The sequence below is a fragment of the Micromonospora sp. L31 genome (genome assembly GCF_052068075.1).
Lineage (GTDB): Bacteria > Actinomycetota > Actinomycetes > Mycobacteriales > Micromonosporaceae > Micromonospora > Micromonospora purpureochromogenes.
Window position 1 is genome coordinate 1 of the sequence record NZ_JBQHDC010000008.1, and the last position, 25,186, is coordinate 25,186.

The window sequence follows — 25,186 nt, forward strand, 5'->3', positions numbered from 1 at the left end:
AACCCGGAAGCTAAGCCCTCCAGCGCCGATGGTACTGCACTCGGGAGGGTGTGGGAGAGTAGGACACCGCCGGACAACCATTCAATCAGGGCCACCCCTTTCAAGGGGTGGCCCTGATTGGTATATCCACCCCCGGCAAGCTGTCGCTATTGGACATGAGTGCCGGCGGATATGATCTCCGCATGGCCACATTCGACACTGCTGACGGCACCCGGCTGGCGTACCACCGGGTCGGCGCGGGCGATCCGCTGATCTGTCTGCCCGGCGGTCCGATGCTGGCCTCGGCGTACCTCGGTGACCTGGGTGGACTGTCCGCGCACCGGTCGTTGGTCCGCCTCGACCTGCGGGGGACCGGGGAGTCGGCGGCGCCGGCGGACCCGGCGACCTACCGGTGCGACCGGTTGGTCGACGACGTCGAAGCGCTGCGCGTGCACCTGGGCCGGGACCGGATCGACCTGCTCGGGCACTCGGCCGGCGGCAGCCTCGCGGTGCTGTACGCCGCCCGCCACCCGGACCGGGTGGCCCGTCTCGCGCTGGTCAACCCGAGCCCCCGGCCGGTCGGTCTGGAGATCACCGACCTGGACCGCCGTGAAATCGCCGAGCTGCGCCGCGGAGAGCCCTGGTTCCCGGAGGCGTTCGCGGCCTTCGAGCGGATCTGGTCGGGTGAACCGACGGCTGAGGACTGGGCGGCGATCACCCCGTTCATGCACGGACGGTGGGATGCCGCCCGGCAGGCCCAGCTGGCCCGGGAGGAGGGCGGCAGGAACCCGGACGTGGCAGCCGGGTACTACGCCGCCGGCGGCCCCGATCCGGATGCCACCAGGTCCGCCCTGACCCGCCTCGAGGCGCCGGTCCTCCTCCTCACCGGCGAGTACGACGTGGCGCTCCCCCCGAAGCGCGCCGCCGAGTACGCCGGCCTGTTCCCGCAGGGCGAACCGGCTGTGCAACCCGGCGGCGGACACTACCCGTGGCTCGACGACCCCGAGTGGTTCGTGCGGGCCCTGGCGGGATTCCTGCGCTGACGGATCAGCGAGGGCGAGCAGACCGACTCACCTGACCAGATCCGGCGGTGCGGCTGCCGCACAGAGCCCATCGTGGCGGCCGGCCTCGCCGAGGAGGATGACCAGGCCGAGCCACGCGCTGGTTCCCACCCACCGCGAGAGGTCCGGGCGCCGGGGTCAGCGGGGCGCGGGGACCTCCACGGCCAGCGGCTCGAGGTCGGCGCGGACCGCCTTCACCTCCCAGTAGAAGCCGTGCTCGGCCGGCGAACCGTCCACCGTGCGCACCCGGAACGCGCCGTCGCGTACCCGGGAGGCGGCCAGTGCCGAGACCGGCTCGTCGTCGTCGAAGACCGGGGTGAGCTGGACGGTCCGGTCGTCCGGCCGGGTCAGCGCCTCGAAGTAGTCGGGCAGCTCCACGGTGGCCGTCCCGCCGCGCAGCCGCCCCTCGCCGCGGTAGTACACGCCGTTCTCGGCACCCTCCAGGGCGGCGTGGATCAGCTGGCGGCGGTCGGTCGCGTCAGGGGCGTCCAGCGGGTGGTCGATGGCGAACTGCTTCGACTTGCCCTTGATGATGCCGCTGCCGGCGTCCAGGCTGATGGTGTACCCGGTGGACTCGTTGCCGCAGTAGATGGCGCCCCGGGCGAACAGGTCGAAGGTGCCGATGCCGCCCCCGCTCCACGACGGCAGGGAGTTCGGGCTGACCGCCACCCCGAGGCGGCCGTTGATTTGCACGTCACCGCCGAAGAAGCCGCGCTTCTCGACCCACACGCAGCCGGTCTCGGGGCCGGTGCCGCCGCCGTAGCCGATGTAGACGCCGTTGGTGTTGAGCAGGTACAGCCGCTCCGAGCCGTTGAGGTGCATCCGGCCGGCGGCGTTGAGCCAGGTGGCTGCGGGCAACGACACGTTCCCGCCGAGGGCGAGGTTGCCCTGCACCGCCAGGTCGCCGTTGCCGTTGGCGTCCTTGACGACGGTGACGCCGCCGGTGGCCCGTACGGCGAAGGCTCCCTCCGCGGTGAGCGACAGCCCACCGCGTCCGCGCAGGCTCGCCGCGCGCAGCTCCTTCACCGCGAGGTCGGCGTAGGGCTTGCTGCCCTCGGGGTAGCCGAGCGCCGGCCCGTCGGCGCTGCGGTCGACCAGCTCGAAGCCCTTGCCGGCGCGGAAGGAGAGCTGCGCGTGCTGCACGCCGGGGCCCCAGAAGCCCAGCGCGGTCACCACCTGGCCGGCGCTGACCGGGGCTCCCTCCATGCTGCCCAGGTGCAGCATGGAGCCGCCGATGCGCAGCCGGTCGGCGCCGCTCTGAGTGAAGGCGATCAGGTCATCGGGGTCGTTGTTGTTGGCGATGCGCAGGATGGTGTTCTCGCCGGCGTACGGCCAGTAGCGGATGTACGCCTCGTCGCCGAGGCCGCCGCCGGGATCGGCGGGGAAGGTGATGCCGGACTGGGAGCCGGCTCCCACCGACGGCACGATCGCCCCCACCGGTACCCGCAGTCCGGCGACCATCCGTCCGGAGGTCTGTGTGCTCACCGTGCCGCCGGCGCGGGTGACCTTGCCGAGCACCACGGCGTGCGTGGTGTCGGTGGGCGCGGTGGCGGTGAACTCGATGCGCCCCTCCTCGGTCCACCGGGTCTCGGCGACCACGCCGCCCTCGTCGCGCGGCTCGGCGAGGTACTCGTGGTAGCGGATCACCACGAACCAGGAGGTGCCGTCGGCGGGCAGCGGCCGGCGGGTGTTCTCCGGCAGCACGACCACCAGGCCGTCGCCGTCGACGGCCACGCCCTGGCTGACCGTCACGTCGCTGCCGGTGGCGGAGAGATCCAGGCCGTTGACCACGCCCATCGGGCGCAGCAGGCGGGCGGTGAGGTTCTGCCGGGCCAGCAGGTAGTCCAGGGCCTGGGTGAGGTCGCCCGCGCGCAGGTACTGGTAGTCGTAGTAGCGGGGCCGCGCCATCGGCAGGGGCAGGTCGTTCTTCCAGGTGATCGTCATCGGGTTCTCCGCGTTCGGTCGACGGGTGGTTCAGCGCGGCTGGACGGTGTCGTAGCGCAGGCCGCTGGAGAGTTCGCCGGTGCCGGCGCGGCGGGTGCTGGCCAGCCACAGGTGCACCGAGCCGTCGGTCCACCGGGCGAGCTGCCAGCGGCGCAGCACCCGGGCACCGGCGCGGGGCACCTCCTCCTCGGGGAAGGCCAGCTCGACCAGGTTGTCGTCGCGCCAGCGCCAGTCGAGCAGTCGGCTGTGGCCGGTCACCGCCACCGGCGGTCCCTCCCGGGAGGGTTGTTGCAGCGGCACCCGGCGTAGCCGGACCACGTCGGGGCGGCCGTCGGTGGGCCCGGGGATCAGCGGCACCCAGTTCTCCGGGACGGTGGTGGCGAAGGCGTACGACAGCGATGGCACGTCCGTGCTGGCCGGGGTGGGGCGGGGTGGCACGGCGGCGCGGGCGACCTGGGCGGTGCGGTCGACGGGGCGGCCGGTCGCCCCGGTGACGGTGCGCTCCACCGCCCAGGCCAGGTTGGCCATCTCGTCGCGGCCGAGGCGGACCTCCTCCACCGGGGCGGAGTCGAGGGTGGTGGCCGCGGTGGCGGGCAGCACCAGCACGTCGGCGGGGCCGGCGGGGCCGGAGGGGCGGAACAGCGCGGTCCGTTCGGGCGCGGCCGGCACCAGCGTCCGTACGCCGAAGGTGTCGGTGACGATCAGCGACCGGATCCGGGTGGCGGTGCCGACGGGCAGCTCCAGGGGCAGCACGAAATGGTCGTTGCCGTAGACCAGGCCGTACTCCAGGACGAACAGGCGGGCCAGGTCGCCGACGCCGGCCCCGACGCCGGCCAGGTTGACCCGGGCGTCCTCCAGCTCCCAGAACCGGGTGGAGGGCATGCCCGCGTACGACACGGGAGCCGGCAGCAGGACCTTGACCAGGTCCTTTGTCGACTTGTGGGCGTCCAGGGTGGCGCCGGGATCGTGGTCGAAGTGGTACCAGTCCAGCCGGTCCCCGTCGTACTCGTGGGCGGTGAGTACCAGTTCGTCGTCGCCGTCGTGCGCGGCGACGGCCGCGTCGTACTCCATCCGCTCGCGCCGCCAGGCCGGGCCCTCCAGCCCGGGGGTGCTGAACAGCGGGGTGAAGTCGGCCGGCGGCCAGGGCGGCGCGGCCGGTCGGGACGCCCCGGGAGCCAGCACGGCCGGCAGTTGCAGCAGGTAGCCCGGCGGTGGGCCGGCCGGGCGGGGCGGCACCCCCAGCCAGGTCAGCCACTGGGTGACCGCGCCGGTGACCGCGCCGACCAGCGCGGCCGGGACCTGCGCCTCGGTGAGGAACCGGCCCTCGGCCCAGGCCCGCAGCGCCAGGTCGCCGTGCGGCACCCGGCCGGCGACGATCCGCAGGTACCCGACGGTCTCCGGGTCGGCGGCGGAGGCGGCGTCGGGCGGGCTGGCCGGCACCGGGTACGTGGTGCACAGCTGCCCGGCCAGCTCCCCGGCGCCGGCCGCAGCGAGCAGGCGTAGCAGCTGCTGGCCGCTGTCCACGGCGAAGCGCAGGTCGGTGGCGGTGGCCGCCGGTTCGCGTTCCACCACCGCCTCCAGCGGCGTGTGGGCGGGCAGCCGGACGGCGCCGGCGGTGGGGCCCGGCCGGTAGCGGGTGAACGCGGCGGTCCGGGCGTGCACCCGGGCGGCGACCGGCGAGCCGGTGTCCTCCCCGGTGAACTCGCCGAGCTGCCACTGGCGGGCCAACAGCCACAGCGGATCGGCGGTGCGCGCCTGCACGGCGGGCGCCAGGTCGGCCCGCCGGGTACGCGGCTCCAGCCGGGTCCAGGTGGTCACCGACGGCAGGGTGGCCGGCGCGTCGGTGCTCGCCGGTGACGGTGCGCTGGTCGTCGGCTCGGTGCTGGTCACTGGCCCTCCTGTCCGCCCTGCGGCGTGAGCGTCGCGTCCGGGACGAAGTCCGTGGTGGTGGCGGTCTCGGTCACGTTGGTGGGGAAGTAGAGGGCGGGCAGGAACTGCCCGGCCGCGCCGAGGGAGTCCAGGTCGACCGCGCGGGCCACGGCGAGGTCGAGGGTCTCCTCCAGCACCTGGGCGAGGGTGGCCGGTTGCCAGTTCGCCGCGCCTTCGGGGGCGAGTCCGAGCAGCACCGCCTGCGGAGCGGCGGCGCCCGGGGCGTCGTACTCGAAGGTGAGGCCGGTCTGGACCTGCCCGGCGGGGACGACCTCGGTCCACTCGTCGACCAGCAGCCCGTGCACCGGTCGGGTCACGTCCAGCCCGCCGGGGGCGACCACCACCAGGGACACCGGCTCGGTGTCGGCCCGGGGTGGGGCCTCGCCGACCCACCGGTCGTCGGGGGCGTAGGGAAGCTGGGCCACCCGTACCGTGGCGGGCAGCCGTACCACGCCGCCGGCGCCGGCCGCGTCGGCGGTGGTCAGCACCTCCTGGAGGCGACCCACCGCCGGGCGGACCCGGGCGTACCGGGACAGCCAGCGGCGTACCGGATGGGGTGAGCCGCCCTGGAGGGCGTCGCTGGCGGCCAGCGCGGCGGCCAGCTCCGCCGGGGCGTCGGCGCGGGTGAGCACCGGCATGTCCGGGCCGAGCAGCGCCCGGATCCGGGCGATCTGGGCCTCGCGGCGGCGGTCCGGTGGCGCGTCCGGTCGGTCGAAGTCGGTCGCCGGGTCGCAGCGGCAGCTCGCGGGTGGGCAGGGCGCCCGGTCCCACAGCTCGCCGACGACCGCGCAGTGCGCGACCAGCCGGCGGGCCAGTTCGGCGCGGGCGACGAGCACCGCGTCGGCGACGGCGCGGGCACCCTCCGGCACCGGCGGTGGGGGCACCGCGCCGATGACGCCGAACCCGGCGGCGGCGTCGAGCAGCTGCCGGGCGGCCGGTTCGTCCCAGCCCGGCGCGTCCGGCTCCGGGACCGCCCGCAGCGCGCTGCTGTGCTGCCGGGCGAGGTGCCACATCTCGTCGGCCTGCGCCTTGGTGACGGGGTCGACCTGCGGCGGGGCGTCCCGTTCGAGGCGCAGGTCGGCGGCGACGACCGGGCGGGCCCGGCCGATCAGGTCGCGCAGCACCGTCACGGCGTGCAGGAACTCGGCGAGGCTCAGCCGCTCCAGCGGCCAGGCGGGGTCGCGGTCGTAGTCCAGCTCCAGCCGCCAGTCCCGGGTCACCCCGGCGGGCAGCGGCGATCCCCAGGCGTCCAGGGCGATGCGCCGGTCCAGCTCGGCGTCGTCGGGGCGGCCGGGGTGCGGTGGCGCGGCGACCAGGTCGATCGCCGGGATCTGCAGCCGGTCAAGGGTGGCCTCCCGCCAGGTGGTGGCGGTGACCCCGTCCGGGGAGTGCCAGCGCAGCCGCCACCGGACCCGCCAGGACGGCGGCAGCAGCACGGAGACCAGCGCGTCGGTGGCCGCGGTCATGATCCGTGGGTGGTGGCCGCGGGCGGCGGGCCAGTCCTGGCGCAGCCGGCCGAACCGGTCGTCGACGTTGACCAGCAGCAGCACCCGGTGGGTGAGGGCGGCGCCGGTGACCGGGGTGCGGGTGACATGCAGCTCCGGCGGGTCGGCGGCCGCGCCGGAGGCGGCGTCGACGGCGGCGGCCGCCCGGTTCATGTCGCCGAGGGAGAGCTGGTGGACGCTCTCGGCGAGCAGCGCGTCGGCGACCGCGTCGGTGGCGTCGGCCAGGTCGGCGAGCACCTGCCGGACGGCGTCCCGGGCGGTCGGTGGCAGCGCCGCGAGCTGCCCGTCGACCGCCCCGGCCTGGTGCAGCCGGTGCAGCTCCAGGCCGTCCACACCGGCGGTCGACTCGACGGTGGCGGTGATCGTGGAGCCGCCGTCGTCGGTCGGGTCGACGCGGTGCGCGCGGGCCGGGGCGAGCCGGCGGAACTGCGGCAGCAGGTGGTCCAGCGGGCCGTCGGGGTGGTCGTGCAGGCCGCGTTCGAAGCGATAGCCGAGCAGCGCGCCGAGGCTCTGGCCGGCGCGGACGCCGTCGAGGAGCTGCGCGGCGAGGCGTACCCGGCGCGACGACAGGTCGACCGCCAGCGGGCTGTCCGCACCGCCGTGCGCGCGCCAGGCGCTGCGCAGCACCGCGGCGGTCACCGCCTGCGCCGGTGACGGGGCGAGTACGTGCCCGGCGCCGTCCGGCGCCGCCACCAGCGTCGGTGGGGCCGCCTCCGGGGGTACGTCGGCGGGTCGGGTGACCATCCGGGGCGGCAGGGCCGGGCGCAGGTCGACCAGCCAGCCGTACCCGCCGACGTGCACCCCGGGCGGCGGGCCGGCGGTGAGCGCGGCGAGCCGGCGGGTGGCCAGCGAGGTGATCCAGGCGTCCAGCCGGTGCGCGGCCAGGCCCAGCGTGCCGGCGACGTGGCGGTCCAGGTCGGTGGGGGACAGGCCGTCGTCGAGGGCGTCGCGCAGGTCGGTCAGCGCGGCCCGGAAGTCGCGCAGCTCGGCGGTGGCCCGGACCTGCCGTGGGTCGGCGACGGTGCCGGCGAGGTAGGCGCCGAGCTGCTGCCCGCCCGCGCCGGGGACTGGCACGGCGAGCCGCCGGCGCAGCACCGCGGTGGTCTCGTGCGGGCGGACGTCGACCAGTTCCGGTTCGGGGATCTCCGCCGCCCGGGGCAGAGCCGCCTCGGCGGCGAACGCGTCCGCGGCGGCGGAGTGCTCGGCGATCAGCGCGGCGCGTAGCAGCCGGTGGAACAGCGGCACCGGCCCGTCGCCGGGGCGCGCCGGCACCTCGTCGCCGCGCAGGCCGACCGTGGCCAGGGCGTCGAGATAGGAGCGGACCCGGTCAGCGCGCGGCTCACCGGGCCCGTCCAGCAGCGGTGTGCCGAGGGCGTACGCCTCCTTGGCGAACACGGCCAGCGACAGCCGCGGGTCGGTCGGACCGCCCAGCCCGAGCGCGGCGAGCAGGTCCCGGGCCGGTTCGACGACCTGTTCGCGCCAGCCGGGGCCGAGGCCGAGCCGGGCGAAACGCCACAGCCAGCTGACGTACTCGTTGCCGAGCATGCTGCGGGCGCGGACCTCCAGCACCCGGGCGTCCGTGGCGAGGATCTCCAGCAGGGTCGCCTCCGGGTCGGCCAGCCCGGGCGTGATCCGGGGGACCGGCGAGGTCAGCCACACCGTGCGCAGCAGGGCGTCGAGCAGCCCCACCGCCCGCGCCTCGGCCGGGTTCGCCGGGTGCCAGTGGCGCAGGCTGGTCACCGGCAGCAGCCCGTACGGCTGGCGGCCGACGCGCAGCGTGGGCAGCGGCCCCTCGGCGTGGACGTGGGCGACGAAGTGCTCGCGTACGGCGGCCTGCTCGGCGGGGGTGGCCACGGGCAGCAGGTGCCGCAGCAGGGCACCGACGCTGGCCGGCCAGAGCGCCCGGCGTACCTGTCGTCCGGTGGGCCGGTCCACGGTGGCGGCGCCGGTGCCCCGGGCGAGCGCGCTCGGCGCGCCGGCGCGGGCCGGGCGCCGGCGGGCGGCGGTGAGCGCGTCGTCGGCCGCGGCGGTCAGCGGCACCCCCAGCGCGGCGGCCACGAGGGCGGCGGCGGACTCGGGTGCAGTGTCGGCCTGGTCGTCGGCGGTGACCGGGCCGGCGGTCGGGGTCGCCGCCGGGGTGACGGTGGCGGTGTTGTTGGTCGGGGTGTCCGGGGGCAGGAACGCCAGCCCGTCGGTGGCGGCGTGCGCCTCCAGCAGGCGGGCCAGGGCGCGGGCGGAGCCGGCCGGGCCGGTGGCGGTGTCCAGCCCGAACACCAGCAGCCGCTCCACCGGTACGGGCCTGCCTGTGGCGTCGGTGGGGACGGTGACGGTCAGGGCCATGCCGGCGGCGAGGGCGGCGTCGAAGTCGACGGTCCAGCGCATCCCCGCGTCGACCGGTGGCGACTCGGCGGGCAGTTCGTCGATCGGGGTGCCGGTGGGGGGCCGGCCGGGCAGCACCGGGGTGGGGCCGACCGGTAGGTCGGGGGTGACCGGGCCGGAGACGCCGCTGAAGAGCCGGCCGTCGCTGGTACGGCCGACGGCGTACCAGAGGCTGGGCAGCAGCCGGGCCCGGGCCGGTTCGCACCACGGGGCGTCGCGGGGCAGCGGGTCCGGGAAGACCCCGGCGACGGGTTCGGTGACCCGGGCGATCCAGGCCGCCCGGGCCGCGCCGAAGCGGCGGGTCAGATCCGTCCAGGCGGCCTCCCCGGGTACCGGGTACGGCCCGTCGGGGCGGCCGTGGCCCCAGTACGCCCGCCCGGCGGTGAGCTCCTCGGCGGTCAGCCCCGGCTCGTGGTCGTCGACGTGGATCTGGTCCGGGTAGACCCGGATTTTCAGGGTGGCGCCGGTGAACCGGGTCTCCAGGCGTACCGGCAGCAGGACGGCGGGCACGGTCGCGGGCAGCGTCCACGGGGTGCCGGTGAGCACGCTGGCCAGCGGCGGTCGGTTCACGGTGCTCATCGGTTCTCCGGTAGCAGGTCGCTGGCGTGGCGGGCGAGCAGGACGGGGCGTTGCAGCAGGGCGGCGGCGGTGTCGGCGGCGTTGCCGGGCCGGTGGTCGGCGAAGACGACCGCGTCCGGGGGTGGGGGTTCGGCGTCGACGCCGAAGCGGGGTGCGGCCGGCTGCTCCCGCAGCAGGAAGAACCAGCCGGCCGGGCCGTCGAGCTTCCGGCTGGCGCCGCGGGCCACCTGCGCCGTGCGGGGAAAGCCGAAGAGCAGCAGGTCGGGGGAGAGCCAGGCGTTGAAGATGGGCAGCAGGTCGGGTCCGGTGGGACTGCGCTCCTCGTCGCCGGTCCAGGTGGCCTCCCGCATGGTGACCACGGTGGAGGGGTAGCGGCGCAGCAGCTCACCCCGAACGACCAGCACCAGGGACTCCTCGCCGGGCGCGCCGACGGCGGTGAGGTGGCTGCCCAGCGGGCCGCTGCGCCAGGCCGGGTCGGTCAGCGGCGGGAGGTCGGTGAGCGGGTCGCCGGCGGACATCGCCCCGCGCACGTCCCAGAACTGCCGGAACCAGGTCTGTCGCGGGTCGGCCGGGAACTCCCGCCAGAGCATCTCCCGGCTCATCTCGTGGTTGAGGCCGACCAGGTACGCCTCGATGAAGCGCGGGTTCGCCGCCAGCGCGGTCATCGTCTCCGGCGCGACCGCCGGCAGGTTCGGCACCACGTGCTCCTGGGAGAGCCCGCGCAGCAGCTCGTAGGCGGGCACGTCGAAGGTGACGCCGGCGAGCAGTCGGCGCAGCGGGTCGCCGGTGTCGGGCAGGGCGTCGACCAGGTCACCGTCGCCGAGGGTGAGCCCGGCGAGCACCTCCCCGGCGACGGCCGTCTCGGGGCGTACGGTCTCGCGGACGGCGGCCGCGGCGGTGGCCAGGTCGACGGGCGCCGGTTGGTGGTCGCGGGCCAGCGACTGCGCCGGGGCGAGCCGGTCCTGGTGGCGGGCGGCGGCGGCCATGAACGCGTCACCCATGGCGGCGCGGTCGGCGACCAGGTCGGCGCGCAGGTCCGCCAGCACGACGGCGCAGCCCCGGGCGGCACCCGCGTCGGCGGCGCCGGTGAGGGTGAACGTGGGGCTCCACGTGACCGGCACTCCGTCCGGGTCCAGGTCGAACGCGGCGCGGTAGGTGACCGTGGCGCCGGTGCGGCGGGCCACGACCAGGTCGGGTCGGCGGGTGCCGGTGACGTCGGCCACGGCGATGCCCGCCCCGTCGGCGCCGGCGACGGCGGCCTCGTCGACGACCGCGCGCGGGGCGGTCCACCCGCCGACCACCCGGCCGCGCCGGTTGACGGCGCGTCCGGTGAGGTGGCGGGCGCACGGTGCGCCGCCGAGGGTGCCGGCCGCGAAGACCACCAGGTCGGGCGTCTGGTCGCCGGTCATGTCGACCACGTCGACGCCGACGGCGGTGATCCGGTCGAGCTGCTGCGGGGTGGGCAGCGAGTCGGTCCAGCCCCGGGTGACCACGCCGGACTCGTCGAGCCGCCAGCCGACCCGGTAGTACACCCGGTTGTCGGTGCCGCCGGAGCGGCTCACCCCGTACGCGACGAGGAGTTCGGGGCGGCCGTCGCCGTCGAGGTCGGCCAGGGCGACGTCCAGGCCGGCCGCGTCGCCGCTGACCGGGTCGGGCAGCTCGTACGGGCCGGTCCAGCCGCCGGCCGCCGCGCCCCCGGAGTCGGCTTCCCGGCCCACCCAGTACGCGATCCGGCAGGTGCCGGCGACGGTGCCGGGCAGCAGGGCGGCGGTGACCAGGGTCGGTCGGCCGGTCGGGGCGACCGTGCCGATCGTGGTGGCGGCGGCCCGGGCCGCCACCGGGATGGCGGGGGCGTCCACGGCGGGGGTGAGCGCCGGTTCGTGGACCGCCCCGTCGTCGCCGACGTGGTGGGCGGCCTGCATCCGGGCCCGGCTGCCGGTGCCCTGGGTGATGGTGTGGGTGAACAGCAGCGAGCCGAGCAGCCCGACCCGGGGCGCGTGGCGCAGGTGGGCCGGGGCGGCGTCGTCCAGCGGTCCGACGCCGCGCGAATCGAGCGGGGTGCCGTGGTCGATCCAGCCGGGCGACCCGTACGTCCAGCGGTAGGAGGTGAGCCGGCCGCCGCCGGTTACGGCGAAGAGTTCGCCGTCGCGGGAGTCGCCGAGCAGCGGGTGGGGGCGGTGCGCCCCGAGCCCGCCGGCGGGCACGGTGTCGGTGACCGGGCCCCACGCCCACAGGAACCGTTCCTGTCCGTCATGGTACCACAGGTAGCGGCGCTTCAGCCGTACCTCGCCGGTGGTGGTGCTCGCGGCGAGCACCACGATCGCCAGTTCCTCCTCGTGGCCCACCGGGGCGGCCTCCTGGGCCAGGGACACCACCCGCCAGCCGTCCGGCGCGCCGTGCAGGATGGTGGCCCCGTCGGCGAACTGGGAGACCAGCCGCCCGTCCGGGGTGATCCACGAGTAGCCGGTGCGCCGGTCCCGGTCCGGGTAGACGTGCTGGGCGGCCGGCGACCCCCAGGTCGGCAGGGTGTCGGGGCCGACCTGTCGCCACTGTCCGTTGTGGCCGAACAGCCGGTTCTGGCTGGTGGCGACGAGCACCCCGGCCACGGACGGGCGGGGCGATCCCCACAGCCGCTCCCCGCTGCGCAGCGCGGGAGCGCCCAGTGACGTCCAGGCCCGGCCGGCGGGGTCGTAGCGGTGCAGGTTGCCGTCCCCGCCCAGCATGTGCAGCCGGGTGCCGTCGCTCACCGGCCGGCTGTGCACGCCGAGGGTGGGGGCGCCGCAGTCGGTCCACACCCACCGGTCGCCGTCCCAGCGCCGCTCGAACAGCCGGCTGTCGCGGGTGCGCACGTACACCCGGCCCGGGGGCACGGCGGCGCCGGAGGTCACCACGGCGGTGCCGGGCGGCGCGCCGTGGTCCCGCCACACCCACTGGCCGCTCAGGCGGCGGCGTTCGAACAGCCGCCCGTCGGCGGTGCCGACGAAGAACCGGTCGCCGCCGAGCAGGTCGCCGCCGTTGGTGGTGACCCGGGTGACCGGGTCGTCGGCGAGCGTCGCGGCGGCGGCGCGCAGGGTGGGGGTGGCCGGGCCGGTGTGCCACCACGGGTTCCGGGCGGCCTGCTCGATCACCTGGCGGGTCAGCGCGCCGAGGCCGCTCCCGTCGGCGACCAGGGTGTCCAGCACCGTGCCGCCGGTGGGTACGCGGGCGGCGGGCACCGCGCTGTCCCCGTCGGCGAGCCGGGTCAGCGCGGCGGGCGGGGTGTCCGGGTCCACCCGGCGGGCCAGCGGCCCGCGCGGGCGCAGCAGCCGGCGCATCGGGGCCGAGGCGGCGGCCCGCGCGCCCGGGTTCGCGGCGAGCCGTGCGTCCAGCGGGTCACCGTCCCCGGCGGCCAGGCCGGCCTCCGGCACCCGCACCAGGTCGTGCACCGGCTGGGTGAGCGCGACGAGTTGGTCGTCGGCGACCGCCGCGCCGGGGGTGTCGGGATCGAGCCGCCGGGTGAACAGGGCGGTGGCGGTGTCCCGGGCGGCCTGGCCCCGGCGCAGCCGGTCGTTGGTGTCGCGCAGCGCGGCGGCCCGGGCCCAGGCGGCGGCCGCCAGGTCCTCCTGGTGGCGCTGCACCACCTGGGTGCCGAGCGCGGCGGCGGCCCGCTGCCGGGGGTCGAGGTTGAGCCCCGCCAGCCATTGCGGTTCCGCGCCGGGGGCGGGCAGCCGCTGCTCCTGGCTGTGGATGTCGCCGTACAGCGGCGGGGTGAGCCGGTCGGCGGAGTGGCGCAGCAGCGCGGTGAGGGTGTCCCGCCAGGCGTCGCGGACGTCGGCGGCCCATTCGGTGGGGGTCATCGCGGGGGAGGCGAGGGCGCCCTCGAAGCCGAGCACCGAACGGCCCTCGACGCCCTCCTCGTCGGCGGTGGGCAGGCCGCCGCCGGGGGCGGCGATGTCGACCGGCTGCCGGCCGACACCGGCGGGCAGGACGCGGGGGCGCAGTCGGCGGGCCAGCGACTCGAAGTCGCCGTCGGGGCCGGTGCGGAAGGTCCAGTGGTGGTAGACGGGCAGCAGCAGCGGATCGTCGGCGCCGGGGTGCGGTGAGCCGGGTCCCCAGGCCGGAGCGAGCGGGCCGGTGTCGTCGACCGGTTCGCCGAGGCCGGCGCGGACGCCGGCGGCGAAGGCCGGGACGACGGCGGCCAGGTAGTCGGTGCCGCCGGCGAGCCGGCGGGGGCAGAGCAGCCTGGACAGGGTGCGCTCGGGGGCGACGGCGATCACCGTGGCGACGTCCTCGTCGTCGGCGGTCACCAGCACCTGGGCGTGCGCCCAGGCCCAGGACGCGGCCAGGTCGGGCAGGTGGCGCACGGTGGTGGTGAGGCGGGTCAGTGCCTGCCCGGCCTCGGTGCGCAGCCGGCCGCCCGTGCCGGCCGGCACCACGACCAGCACCAGCCACGGGCGCAGCGCGCCCCGGTCGTCGGGGCGCGCCGGGGTGTACAGCCAGGGCAGCTCGGGGCTGTCGAACTCGACCGCCGCGAGCATCGTCGTCTCGACGTTCTCCGCTCCGGGCGCCGGGAAGCTGCGGATGATCTCCTGCGGATCGACGCCGACGACGTCGCCGGGCCCGTGCAGGAGGGCGGTGGTGGTGCCGGCGATCTCCCGGGTGTCGCCGGTGGCGGTGTCCGTGCCCAGCGCGGTGACGTTCAGGTCCACCTGGGCGCGCGGGCGGGGCAGCGCGCCGCTGAGCGGGTCGGTGTCGGAGATGACCCGGGCCACCCCGTCGCGGACCCACGGCAGGAAACGCAGGCCACCCATGTCAGCGCACCTCCAGCTCGACGGCGGTGATCCGGGGACGGGGCACCCGGACCCGGGGGCGGCGTGCCCCGCCGCCCCGGTGTTCGTGGTCGGCCCGCCGGGGCGTCGGCACGCCCGCTGCCCGCTCTCGGCCTCCGACCGCCGCGCGGCCTGCGGCCGTCGGGTCGTCGCCGGTGGCGGCGCCCGGCCTCGGGTCGTCGAGGGTCGCCGCGGCGGCGCTCGGCCCGTCGGCGGTCGCGGCGCCGGGTCTCGGACGGGTGGCGGCGAGGTCCAGCGCGGGCCCGGTGAAGCGGGCCGCGCCGGCTCGGCGGCTTTCCGCGAAGGCCGCCGGGGCGGTCGCCGCGAACCTGGCCAGCGGGTCGCCGCCCCCGGTGGCCACGCGCGCGGTGGGTCGCGGCGCGGGCAGCGGCCGGCCGGCCGCGTCGGGGTCGTCGATGACCACCCGGTCGTACGCCGCGTCGCCGCTCAGGTCGGCGAAGGTGGTCAGCGTGGCCGGCGGCAGCGAGGTGCCCTCCGGCAGCGCCACCGTGCGTCCGGCGGCCAGCGGTACGACGCCGGGCGTGGTGAGCTGCTCCTCGGGCGACAGGTCGCGGAACTGCCCGGGGGCGAAGTCGTCGACGATCGTGTCGCCGAGCCGACCGGCGAGGGCGTCCTCGCCGGTGCCGACGCGAACCCCGGTCAGGGTGAACCGGTTGGCCCCGGTGATCCGGGAGGTACCCATGCGTTGCAGGTCCGTGTCCAGCGGCAGCACGTTCTCCCGGACGCCCAGCAGCGCGCCGGGTTGCAGCAGCATCGGCCCGGTCCAGCCGGTCAGGTTCCGCAGCGTGACCGGTTCGCCGGCACCGATCGCCCGGATTTCCCAGGCGTCGGGGGTGGACAGGGCCGCCTGGAGGGTGTCCCCGGCGTTGACGTAGGTGGGTTCGTGGGGGTGGGTGGTGTCGCCGTCGGTCCAGGAGAAGCGGCCGGACACCTCCCAGCACAGGAACTTGATCCTGGCCTCACCCCAGGCCTTCCAGGGGCCCGGGCCGCTGACGCCGATGATCAAATTGATCGCGAGCAGCTCCGTGTCGTGGTACTTCAGCGACACGGTGGCGCCGATCTCGGCGGTGAACCAGAAGGGCTTGAACTGGAACATCACGTCCAGCCACGCCCGGCCGTCGATGACGAAGCCGCCGCCCTCGAAGTGCAGCTTCAGCTCCGCGCCGAACTGGGCGGTGTTGCTGGTGACGGCCAGGTACGCCTGCAGGTCGATGCCCTTGCCGGACTTCTGCAGCGCGATGGTGAACCGTTTGACGGTGGGGAAGCCGGGCGGGGCGGGGAAGCGGGGGTGGAAACCGCCGATGGACACGGCGAACGTGCCGCCGGAGCCCCATCGGGCGCGCAGCGCCATCTCCCCGGAGACCGGGCGGCCGAACAGCTTCGAGTCGATCAGGGCCGCGTCGACGCTGATCTCCCGGCGGGCCACGTCGACGATGCCGGCGGAGTCGAGGCGGAACTTCCCGGCGGCCTTGAAGTCGATGACCAGCCGGCCGAGCAGCAGGATGCGGACCGGGTCGGGGAACTCCACCAGCACGGCCAGGTCGGCGACGACCTGGCCGCCGAGGAAGTTCAACCGGACCATCGCGCCGAGCACGGTGCCGGTGGTGTCGACCGGGAAGATCCGACTCAGGGTGGCGATGACGGCGGGGGCGTTGCCGACCGGATCCTGGGGGAAGAGCAGCGCGTCGAGGGTGCCGGCGCGGGCGGCGGCGCGCACCTCCTCCGGGTTGGTGCGCCGGTTCCAGCCCACGATCAGGCCGAGGCCGGTGATGGAGATGCCCCAGAACAGCACCAGCCCGGGGAACCACTCGTAGGTGCCGGCGAGCAGCAGGGAGAAGGTGTGCCGGCCGTCGGCCTCGGCGAGCCGGCTGCCGTCCGGGTTGCGGGTGTTGAGGATCGCGGTGGCCTGGAGCCGGAAACCTTTCATCGGCGCGAGGGGCGTCGTGGAGGTCATGCCCAGTTGCAGGGCGCCGGCGTACATGCCGCGGGCCTCGTCGACGAAGAGATAGCCGCCACCGGAGACGATGCCGTTGTCCATCCGTAGCGCGACCCCGTCGGGTCCCTTGAACCGGGGGGTGAGGTCGACCGGCCCGAGGTTGCCGCCGCGGGCCTGCGTGCCGTCGCCGGCGGGCAGGGCGGGCGGGAAGGTCAGGTCGGCGCGGACGCCGATGTTCTGCACCACGGCGTGCAGCGGTCCGAGCGCCGCGCGGACGGTGGTGCTGATGACGACGCTGACCGCCCGGGTGGCGGTGGACGCCTCCAGGGCGATCCGCAGTCCCTCCACCTCGATGCCGTGCCAGGACAGGTGGACCGGGTACTCGGCGGCCAGCGCGGCGGCCCCGGCCAGGTGCGCGCCGGTCCGCATCGACCAGGCCACACCGAGGTCGAGCCCGACCCGGAGCCCGTCGGCGGGCAGCAGCTTGGCCAGCAACCCGTCGCCGTCGCCGGGGCGGACCACCAGCTCGGCGCGGCCGGCGCGGATGCCCAGTTCGACGTCGTCGCGGCCGGCGCCGAGGCTGGCCCGGCCGGTGACGACGACCTGTCCGATGGCGAGGTGGGTGCCGTCCGGGGCGCCGAGCACCCAGCCGGGCTGGCCGGCAGGGGCGATCCGGGCGATCTCCGCAACCCATTTCACGGCGGCGGCGCCGCCGCTGACGGTCACCCCGGCCGTGTTGACGGCGATGGCCGGTCCGGCGCCGGCGAGGTCGGTGGCCACGTTCCAGTCGCCGATCGTGCCCTCCAGGTGTGCCTCGCCGGTCGGGACCAGGATCACCGTGAGCAGTCCGTCCCAGCTGGCGAGGCCGAGGGTGGCCCCGATGCCGAAGGTCGGGGTCCAGGGGGCCAGACCGGCTCCGGGCGGCGGCTGCCCGCCGGGGGTGCGCAGCCCGCCGAAGCGCAGCCGCAGCAGGTTGTCGGCGAGCCGCCGGCCCACCTCGCCCTGGTTGGGCCCGACGTCGGGGCGGACGCCCTGGTCGGCGTCGAGGCCGAGCGCGCGCAGGGCCCGGGCGAGCCGGGGCAGCAGCCGGGCGGAGAGCTCGGCGACCGCCTCCGGGGTGGTCACGCCGTCCGGGGCGTACAGCGTGCGCAGGTAGCCGCCGGGGTCGGCGACCAGGTCGACGACGCGTTCCAGGTGCAGTTCGTCGCGGCGGCGGGGGAGCCGGATCGGGGCGTCCCCGGGCGGCATCGGCGGGCTCGGCGGCGCCTCGGCGGCGGGGGTGACCAGGCCGAGCAGGTCCAGCAACGGGATCGACCAGGGCATCCGGCGCAGCAGGTAGGTCAGCACCAGCAGGTCGACCAGGTCGTCTGCGAGTTCCGCGGGCAGGCCGGGGGGCAGCCCCTCGGGCAGCCCCGGCGGCAGCGCGCCGATCTGGCCGAACGCCTTCCCGCCGGCCTCGCCGAGCGCGCGCAGCCCGTCCAGGCTGCTCAGCTTCAGGTCGTCGCGGGCCGCGGACAGGGTGTCCAGCGCGGCGCCGATGGTGCCCAGCCACTGCTCGAACCGGGCGGCGTCGAACCCGCTGGCCGCCTCCAGATCCCAGCCCAGCGCGCGCAGCAGCCGGGCCCGCCGCCACGGGTCGTACGCCGACAGCAGCGGCTCGGCCAGCAGCAGGATCTCGTCCCACAGCAGCGCGAGGGCGTTCTTCTGGTCGCTCATCGGTCCCCCTGTCCGTCCGCTCCGCCGGTCCCGCTGCCGGCCGCCGCTCCGGCGGCCCGGCCGTCGGCCGCCGCGGCCCGGGTCACGCCACTGTCCTCGGCGGCTGCCGCAGCCCCGGTCACGCCGTCACCCGCGGCAGGTCAGCCAGGTCCAGTCGCAGCGAGCCGCGGGCCGCCGAGAGGCCCTGCTCGGCGGCGGGCAGCGCCGGCACCGGCAGCGTGTAGCGCCGCCCGGTCGGCCAGGACGGCCAGCCGATCACCGAGGCCAGCGCGGCGGCGACCTCGCCGTCGGCGGCGACGACCTGCCGGACCGCGGTGACCAGCGCCGTCTCGTGCGCGTCGGTCCAGCCGGTGGGCGCGCCGGCGAAGTCCGGCCCGAGCGTCTTCGCCCGCACCAGCACCTGGTGCAGCTCGGTGGCGGCGCGGGGGCGGGTCCGGAACTCGGGTTTCTCCGCCGCCGAGGCGGGTGGGCCGAGGGCGACCAGTTGGTGCGCCCGGTACTGCTGCCAGCAGGCCAGCACCGCCACCGACCGCTCCGAGGTGAACAGGTCGCCGATCCGCGCCCGGCGGGGCGTGCCGTCGGCGGCGGGCACGTCCGCCACCGTCGGGGTGACCGCCGGGTCGGGGGAGTCCCAGTCGGTGGCGAGCAGGTCGTGCAGCCGCTGCCGGGCGAACGTCCACAGCCCGCGCCGCACTCCGTCGTGCCCGCGCAGCGCGAGGGCGTACCGGTGCATCCAGTGCCAGGAGCGCAGGCCGAGCAGCTCCAGGGTGGTGCCGATGCCCTCGCGGGCCGCCCCGGTCGAGTCGGCCTGCGCGGCTCGGGCCCGCAGGACCCGCAGGTCGGTGAAGAGCAGTCCCGCGCCGTCTCGACCCCAGCCCGGCACGGCGGTCACGCCGCCCTGCCCGCCCAGGGCGTCGTACGCGTCGCGGTCGGTGGCGCGCAGGAACGCCAGGTACGCCCACAGCTCTCCGGGGTCGGCGGCGATGTCCAGCGCCGGCGGCAACGTGGTCGGGGCGACCAGCGGCCCGTGCGCGCGCCAGCCGAACGGGCCGAACCGGATCACCGCCGGGTCGCAGGCCTCCACCGAGTCGAGCCAGCCGCCGGCGGCGTCCGGCACCCGGTTCTCCGCCACTGCGCGCAGCACCTTGAAGGTGGAGAGTTGCCGCGCGGCGCGTACCCCCGGATCACCGCCCGCCGCGATGGCGGCGGCCAGGTCGCCCAGCGTGGGGCCGGCGGTGTGCCCCTGCGGGCGGGGCAGGATGGCCTCGGGCAGCAGCTCCGACTCGGCGGCGAGCACCGGGCCGGACCACTCGGGGGCGGTGACGTGCGGCCGGTGGGAGCCCAGCCGGATCAGCTCCGGGTGGCCCTCGGGGGCGCTGCCCGCGCCGGGCGGGCGGCCGGTCACCACCCGCGAGTACAGCCGCTGGTCGGCGGCGGTCACCTCGTCGAAGATCCACACGTTGGGCGCGGCCAACCGCTGCGGGCTGTCGCCGGCCACCTGCCAGGACTCCACCACCACCGGGCAGCGCCACCGCTTCTGCAGCCACCGCTTCATCGCCACCTGGGTGGCCAGGTCGGCCACCCCGCTGACCGGGCCGAGGTAGCGCTCGGCCTCCGGCACGTCCACCGGCTGCAGCCGGTCCGACCAGCGCGGCGCGGTCGACCCGGCCGCCTCGACGGCGGTACGGGCGGCGCGGGCGTACGTCTGGAACTCGCGCACCGCCCAGTAGGTGACCATGCCGTACCCCCCGTCGATCTCGCCCGGGGTGAGGAACCCCAGCGTGGCCAGGTCGTGCTGCAACCGGCTCACCCAGCGCTCGGTGACCAGCACGGCCGGGCGCTCCACCCCGTCGTAGCGGGCCTTGGCGGTGGCGGTGGCGTCCCGGTCGTCGGGGCGCAGCAGCCAGCCGCCGTAGGGCGCGGTCTCGGTGAGCGAGCAGCCGTAGGAGAGGTCGACGGTGAACGTGCTCAGCGCGGCGGCGCGCTTCTCGCCCGGCAGGTGCCACCAGAGCCGCTGGGTGGCCGACTTGCACTCGCCGGCGGGCCAGTCGAACGTGATCTCGCCGAGGTTGTTGTAGCCGACGATCTCCTTGCCGCTCTCCCACGATCCCTTGTAACGGTCCAGGTTGCGGGCCGCCGCCAGGTACTGGGCCAGGGCCTCGTCGCGGGGCAGACCTGCCGGGTCCACCACCGACTCGGGGGTGCCGTCGCGGCGTACCGTCGGGTCGGCCTCGTCGTGGCGGACGAACTCGACGTGCACGTTCCAGTCCGGCTGCCGGATCAGTCGGCGCAGCGCGTCGATGTCGCTGACGGCGGGACGCCCCGACACCCACCAGCCGGTGACGTCGTCGGCGGCTACGGTCACCTGCAGGCCGGCCTGCATCCGCTGCCCCTCCTTGTCGGGCAGTTCGTTGGCCCACCCCACCAGGTCGATCCGCCCGGTGACGTCGAGCAGCGGCACGTAGCCGACGTTGTGCAGCGCCCGGGTCTTCCAGTCCTCGTTGCGCAGGGCGCTGGCGACGAAGCCGGCGATCACCCCCTCGGTGCGGTTGACCCCCTGGTACGGCTTCGCCCGGTCGGGTCCGCACCCGTACGGCAGGACGGCCGAGTAGCGGATCCGCTCGGCCGAGCCGAAGTGGATGTCGCCGCCGAGCAGCACCAGCCGGCGTCGGCGTACCCCGTCGGGGCCGGCCGGCGCGGCGGCGAACAACCGCCCGAGAATCTTGTGGACGGCCGCGTCGCTGGACACCCACGCGTCCTCGGCGTCCGCCGTCCACCGGCCGGCGGTCGCCCGGGCCAACGGCTGCGCCACCTGCTCCAGGATCGGCACCCCGAACAGCGCCACCGGTTGCGCGACCACGGTCACCGCGTCGTCGCCGAGCACCCCGCCACCGGTGATCATTTCGTCGAGGGGTGCGTCGTCCAGCAGCAGCCCGCCCGGGTGGCCGGCCCCGCCCGGGAACTGCCGCCAGGTGCGGGTGTCCAGCGCGACGAGCTGGTAGCGCGGCCAGGTGACCGTGTAGTGGTAGGTCAGCGCGCCCGCCGGCCGGACCAGTCGTCCCTCGGGCGTCACGCCCGTGGGCAGGCCGAGCCGGGTCCGCATCGCCTGGTCGTCGGCGTCGCCAGGGGTCGCCGACCAGCCGCGCAGCGCCGCCAGCGTTGCCCGCCCCGGCTCACCCGCCGCGCCCGCCTCCGCGAACCGGTCCGGGGTGTTGCCCCAGGCCTGGAACACCGCGAACGCGGCCATCGCGTTGCGCACGATCCGCCGGCCCAGCGGGGCGTTCACCACCGCGTCGGTCACCCAGGAGCGGGTCATGTTCCAGTCGTCGGTGACCTCGTGGTCGTCGGCGACCATCAGCGTGGGCACGTTCGCCAGTTGCCGGCGCACCGCCGCCAGCCCGGTCCGGAACGCCCGCAGGCCCAGCGCCTGCCGCTGCCACCGCTCGTACCGGCCGATGATCTCCTTCTGCTGGGCGCTCGGCGTGTACGCCCGGCCGGCGCGCATCAGGTCGTACACCGTTTCGCCCGGCCGGCGGTCCTGCGGGTCCTTCAGGATCCGGGTGTCGGCGGGCAGCACGTGCTCGAACGCCGGCCAGCTCTCCGGCCACAGCACGTCCGACCAGACCATCAGGTACATGCACAGGTACTCGCGCAGCGACATCAGGTGGCTGTCGGCTGCGCCGGAGGTGAACTTCGCGTCCCGCTCGATCGTGGTGGCCCGCTTCCCCGGTAGGTACGCCGCGTCGGTGGGCTGTGCGCTGGTCCCGATCGGCAGCGTCTCCGGCGCCAGGCCGAGCCGCGCCGCCACCCCGAGGTACGCGGGCACCTCCGGCTCGCTGCCGCTGGCGGGGACCGCGGGGTGGCCGTGGACCAGCGCGATCAGCGGGTCGGCCACGTCGTCGGCGTAGATCTGGTCGCCGCCGAGCACCAGCTGGTGCGGCCGGAGCAGCGGGTCACCGCCGGCCGTCGCGATGATCGGGTCGAGGGCGGGGAACGCGTCGTACCCCTCGCCGTGCGGCTTGCGGCACGACCCGTGGAAGATCCGCAGGCGGTTCGGGTCGGCCGGCGGGGTGGCGAAGGTGGGGAACGCCGGCACCGCGCCGGGCGCCTGCGGGTGCCCCTGGTACGTCATCGCCTTCCGGGCGGTGGCCGCGTCGGCCGCCACCACTTCGGCGTCGAAGAGGCTGCCGGCGCTCGCGCCGCCGGAGAAGGACAGGTCGTAGCCGTAGAGGGTGCCGGGCTGGAGGGTGACCCCGGCGACGGTCACCGCGACGACGTGCAGCCGGTCAGCGAGGCGTACGGTCGTGCGGCTGGCCGTACCCACGGTCGCGCCCCTGGCGAAACCCGGGCCCGGGCCCACCGCGAAGACGGTCAGCGTCACCGTGCAGTCCGCCTTCAGGGCGACGAAGACGGTGGCACTGGTCGGGTCGACCCGGCGCACGATGGGGCCGCAGAGCACCAGGGGCAGGCTGGACGGAACGGTCATGGTGGTCCCTTCGCCCTCGATGCCACCTGCGCGGCGGGTCGGCCGGTGGTGTGCCGAGGAGACTTTCTGCCCCTTGAATTCAAGTCATCGGGGGTCGGTTCGGACACCGGCGCATCAGGGGGAAGGTTTCGGCCGGCGGTCTGACAACCATCGGGCCGACGGTGCGGGGTGGGGCGCTGAGCGGACGGGCTGAGCGTCCACTCAGGTCCTTCTGCTGACGGGGACCCGACGCGCTACTTGCCGCGGGGTTGCGCGGCGCGCTAGGAACGGGCCCGGCCTGGCGGCATCGGCAGCTTCCCGAATGGGCGAGGGCTACACACCGGCGCCGCCCGACGTGTCGGCCCCGCTCATATCCAGTGAGGTCTATGTCACGTTAGCGTCTGCGCACGCCGACACCACCGCCGGCGCTCCCGGACAGGAGAGCGTTGTGAAGACACCGCTGAAAGCCACCACCGTCCTCGCCGCCGTCCTGCTGCTGGTCCTGACCACCACCGCCCCCGCCCAGGCCGCCACCCCGTCCACCAAGGCCCCGGTCTCCGGGTCGCTGCGGGCGTACAACGTCTCCGGCGTCTACGTCGCCGGCGTCTCCTCCGGTGGCTACATGGCCACCCAGCTGCACGTCGCCTACTCGTCCCGGATCCGGGGCGCGGCGATCTTCGCCGCCGGGCCGTACTACTGCGCGCAGAACAACGTCTCCCAGGCGATCTACGGCTGCGGCGACAACCAGTACCCGACCGGGATGCGGGCCAGTGCCCCGCCCCTTTGAGGGCGGGGGTGAAGGCCCGCGCTGGGAGGGCCGCCAAGGCCCGAGCAGTGCCCCTAAACCGGGCGGTTGCGCTGTTCGATGTACCACCGGTACGGCACGAGAACGGCGCGTGGTTCGTCGTTCTTCGCCAGGATGGTGTGCTGCCCGGCGTAGTGGGCCGCGTCGATCAGCTTGCCGATTTCCTTGCGGGCGTCGCTCACCGCGACCTGGGGTGCATCGTCCATCCGGCGATAGTACATGTGGTACGTTTTGTACGTGCGGCTTCGTTACAACTACCGCGTCTACCCGACGCCGAGTCAGCAGGAAGCGCTGGCTCGAGCGTTCGGGTGCGCGCGGGTGGTGTTCAACGACGGACTGCGGGCGCGGCAGGAAGCCCGCGAGCAGGGTCTGCCGTACCTGTCGGACGCCGAACTGTCCAAGCGGGTCACCGCAGCCAAGGCGACCCCGGAGCGGGCGTGGCTTTCCGAGGTGTCCTCGGTTGTCCTGCAACAGGCCCTGGCCGATCTGAACGCGGCGTACCGCAACTTCTTCGCCTCGATCTCGGGCAAGCGCAAGGGCCGCAAGATCGCGCCGCCACGGTTCCGTTCCCGCAAGGACAACCGGCAGGCCATCCGCTTCACCGCCAACGCCCGGTTCAGGGTCCTCGACAACGGCCGACTCAGGTTGCCGAAGATCGGCGACCTGGAGGTGCGCTGGTCGCGGACGCTGCCCTCCGCACCGTCCAGTGTGACGATCATCAAGGATGCAGCGGGCCGGTACTTCGCGTCGTTCGTCGTGCAGACCACGCAGGACGAGACGCTGCCGCCAGCCGGGGCCGAGGTGGGCATCGACCTGGGGCTGACCCACTTCGCGGTCCTCTCCGACGGCACGAAGGTCGCCGCCCCGAAGTTCCTACGCCGCGCGGCCCGCAAGCTGCGCCGGTTGCAGCAAGACCTGTCCCGCAAGCAGCGGGGCAGCCAGAACCGCAAGAAGGCCGTCGTCAAGGTCGCCCGCGCCCACGCGCGGGTGGCCGACACCCGACGAGACTGGCAGCACAAACTCTCCACGACGATCATCCGCGACAACCAAGCGGTGTACGTCGAGGACATCTGCGTCGTCGGTCTCGGTCGGACCCGGCTCGCCAAGTCCGTGCACGACGCAGGATGGGCCAGCTTCACCGCCATGTTGGAGTACAAGGCCGCCCGGTACGGGCGCACCTTTGCCCGGGTGGATCGGTTCTTCCCGTCCACCCGGATGTGCTCGGACTGCGGCCGGATCAACGACAAAATGGCGCTCAACGTCCGAGCGTGGGACTGCCCCTGCGGCAGCACCCACGACCGGGACGTCAACGCGGCCATGAACGTGCTCGCGGCGGGACGCGCCGAGAGCCTAAACGCCTGTGGAGCGCAGGTAAGACCGGCACTCGTGCCGGCGCCGCGCGAGGAAGCAGGAATCCTCCCGGACGCCGCGTGTTCCACGCGCAGCGTGGAGGGAATCTCCGTCCTTCAGTGCGGAGAGATCGTCAATACCAGCACTTCGGCGCCTAGCCGCGGGCGCGCCGCCCGTCGAAGGGCGCCACCGGGTTGGCGACCTGGCCGAGTTCCGCCGGGAGCTGGGATACCACGTCGTCGTAGTCGCCGGGTGGGATGGTCTCGCGGAGGGTGTCGAACACCGCCCGCATGCCGATCTCGGCCAGCGCCGGCTCCACCTCGGCCCGTCCACTGACCCGTTGCACGAAGACGTCGAGTCCGAACCGCTCGCCGGTCTCGCTGGAGGCGAACGCGTACGCCTTGAGGTCCTCGGGAAGCTGGGTGGCGAGGTCACGAGCCTCGCCCCCGTCTATCCGTTCCGCCAAGGTCCGCAGCGTGGCCTGGGTGAGAGCGGTCGCTCGCGCCGACGACGTGTTCGCGCGCTTCGCCACCATGCCGATGAAGTCGTTGCTGTCCACGGTCGGAGCCCTCCTCTTGGCCAATGGCGGCATCTACCCGTGCACCACCACGGCAAACGGCGGTGCGCGCCCGGACACCCCCGGCGGCCCCGCGCCGCCCGGTCGCGAGGTGAGCTTCGGGACTCAGGCCGGCATATCGGTGGTTACCGG

General features: G+C 75.4%; 10 protein-coding genes, 1 rRNA gene and 1 pseudogene. 4 read left to right on the forward strand and 8 right to left on the reverse strand.

What is annotated here, in order from left to right; translation table 11 throughout:
* A 5S ribosomal RNA gene (rrf, locus tag ACTMS9_RS21450) occupies positions 1 to 75 on the forward strand; the annotation flags it as partial.
* Positions 76 to 182: 107 nt separating this feature from the next.
* The gene (locus ACTMS9_RS21455; RefSeq protein ID WP_441165799.1) at positions 183 to 1,022 is read left to right on the forward strand and encodes an alpha/beta fold hydrolase; all 840 of its coding nucleotides are present in this window, start codon (positions 183 to 185) and stop codon (positions 1,020 to 1,022) included.
* A 156-nt stretch (positions 1,023 to 1,178) separates the two neighbouring features.
* Here the strand turns inward: ACTMS9_RS21455 and ACTMS9_RS21460 are convergent, their stop codons facing one another.
* The 6 genes from ACTMS9_RS21460 to ACTMS9_RS21485 form a co-directional block, all read right to left on the reverse strand.
* Positions 1,179 to 2,984, reverse strand: coding sequence for a hypothetical protein (locus ACTMS9_RS21460; RefSeq protein ID WP_441148565.1), 1,806 nt, complete (start codon positions 2,982 to 2,984; stop codon positions 1,179 to 1,181).
* Positions 2,985 to 3,014: 30 nt separating this feature from the next.
* The gene (locus ACTMS9_RS21465) at positions 3,015 to 4,874 is read right to left on the reverse strand and encodes a hypothetical protein (protein WP_441165800.1); all 1,860 of its coding nucleotides are present in this window, start codon (positions 4,872 to 4,874) and stop codon (positions 3,015 to 3,017) included.
* Positions 4,871 to 9,376, reverse strand: coding sequence for a hypothetical protein (locus ACTMS9_RS21470; RefSeq protein ID WP_441165801.1), 4,506 nt, complete (start codon positions 9,374 to 9,376; stop codon positions 4,871 to 4,873). Before ACTMS9_RS21470 ends, ACTMS9_RS21465 begins: the two co-directional genes overlap by 4 nt.
* Positions 9,373 to 14,166, reverse strand: coding sequence for a hypothetical protein (locus tag ACTMS9_RS21475; protein ID WP_441165802.1), 4,794 nt, complete (start codon positions 14,164 to 14,166; stop codon positions 9,373 to 9,375). Before ACTMS9_RS21475 ends, ACTMS9_RS21470 begins: the two co-directional genes overlap by 4 nt.
* Before the next feature lies 1 nt (position 14,167).
* A complete protein-coding gene (locus tag ACTMS9_RS21480) occupies positions 14,168 to 17,857 on the reverse strand; it encodes a DUF6603 domain-containing protein (RefSeq protein WP_441165803.1) in 3,690 nt (1,229 codons plus the stop codon).
* A gap of 118 nt (positions 17,858 to 17,975) precedes the next feature.
* Positions 17,976 to 22,343 carry a peptidoglycan-binding protein gene (locus ACTMS9_RS21485; protein ID WP_441165804.1) on the reverse strand — a complete coding sequence of 1,456 codons (4,368 nt, stop codon included), beginning with the start codon at positions 22,341 to 22,343 and terminating at the stop codon, positions 17,976 to 17,978.
* A 427-nt stretch (positions 22,344 to 22,770) separates the two neighbouring features.
* Between ACTMS9_RS21485 and ACTMS9_RS21490 the strand changes: the two genes are divergently transcribed.
* Positions 22,771 to 23,109 carry a hypothetical protein gene (locus ACTMS9_RS21490; protein WP_441148559.1) on the forward strand — a complete coding sequence of 113 codons (339 nt, stop codon included), beginning with the start codon at positions 22,771 to 22,773 and terminating at the stop codon, positions 23,107 to 23,109.
* Between the two features lie 53 nt (positions 23,110 to 23,162).
* On the opposite strand, the gene ACTMS9_RS21495 is transcribed toward ACTMS9_RS21490, so the two are convergent.
* On the reverse strand, positions 23,163 to 23,333 hold the full coding sequence (locus ACTMS9_RS21495) for a type II toxin-antitoxin system Phd/YefM family antitoxin (RefSeq protein WP_357919788.1): 171 nt from the start codon (positions 23,331 to 23,333) through the stop codon (positions 23,163 to 23,165).
* Between the two features lie 13 nt (positions 23,334 to 23,346).
* Between ACTMS9_RS21495 and ACTMS9_RS21500 the strand changes: the two genes are divergently transcribed.
* Positions 23,347 to 24,813, forward strand: a complete 1,467-nt coding sequence (locus ACTMS9_RS21500) for an RNA-guided endonuclease InsQ/TnpB family protein (protein ID WP_441165805.1) — start codon at positions 23,347 to 23,349, stop codon at positions 24,811 to 24,813.
* Here the strand turns inward: ACTMS9_RS21500 and ACTMS9_RS21505 are convergent.
* A pseudogene (locus ACTMS9_RS21505) lies at positions 24,743 to 25,069 on the reverse strand (DUF2267 domain-containing protein); the annotation flags it as partial. The gene ACTMS9_RS21500 and the pseudogene ACTMS9_RS21505 sit on opposite strands and share 71 nt — an antisense overlap.
* Positions 25,070 to 25,186 lie beyond the last annotated feature (117 nt).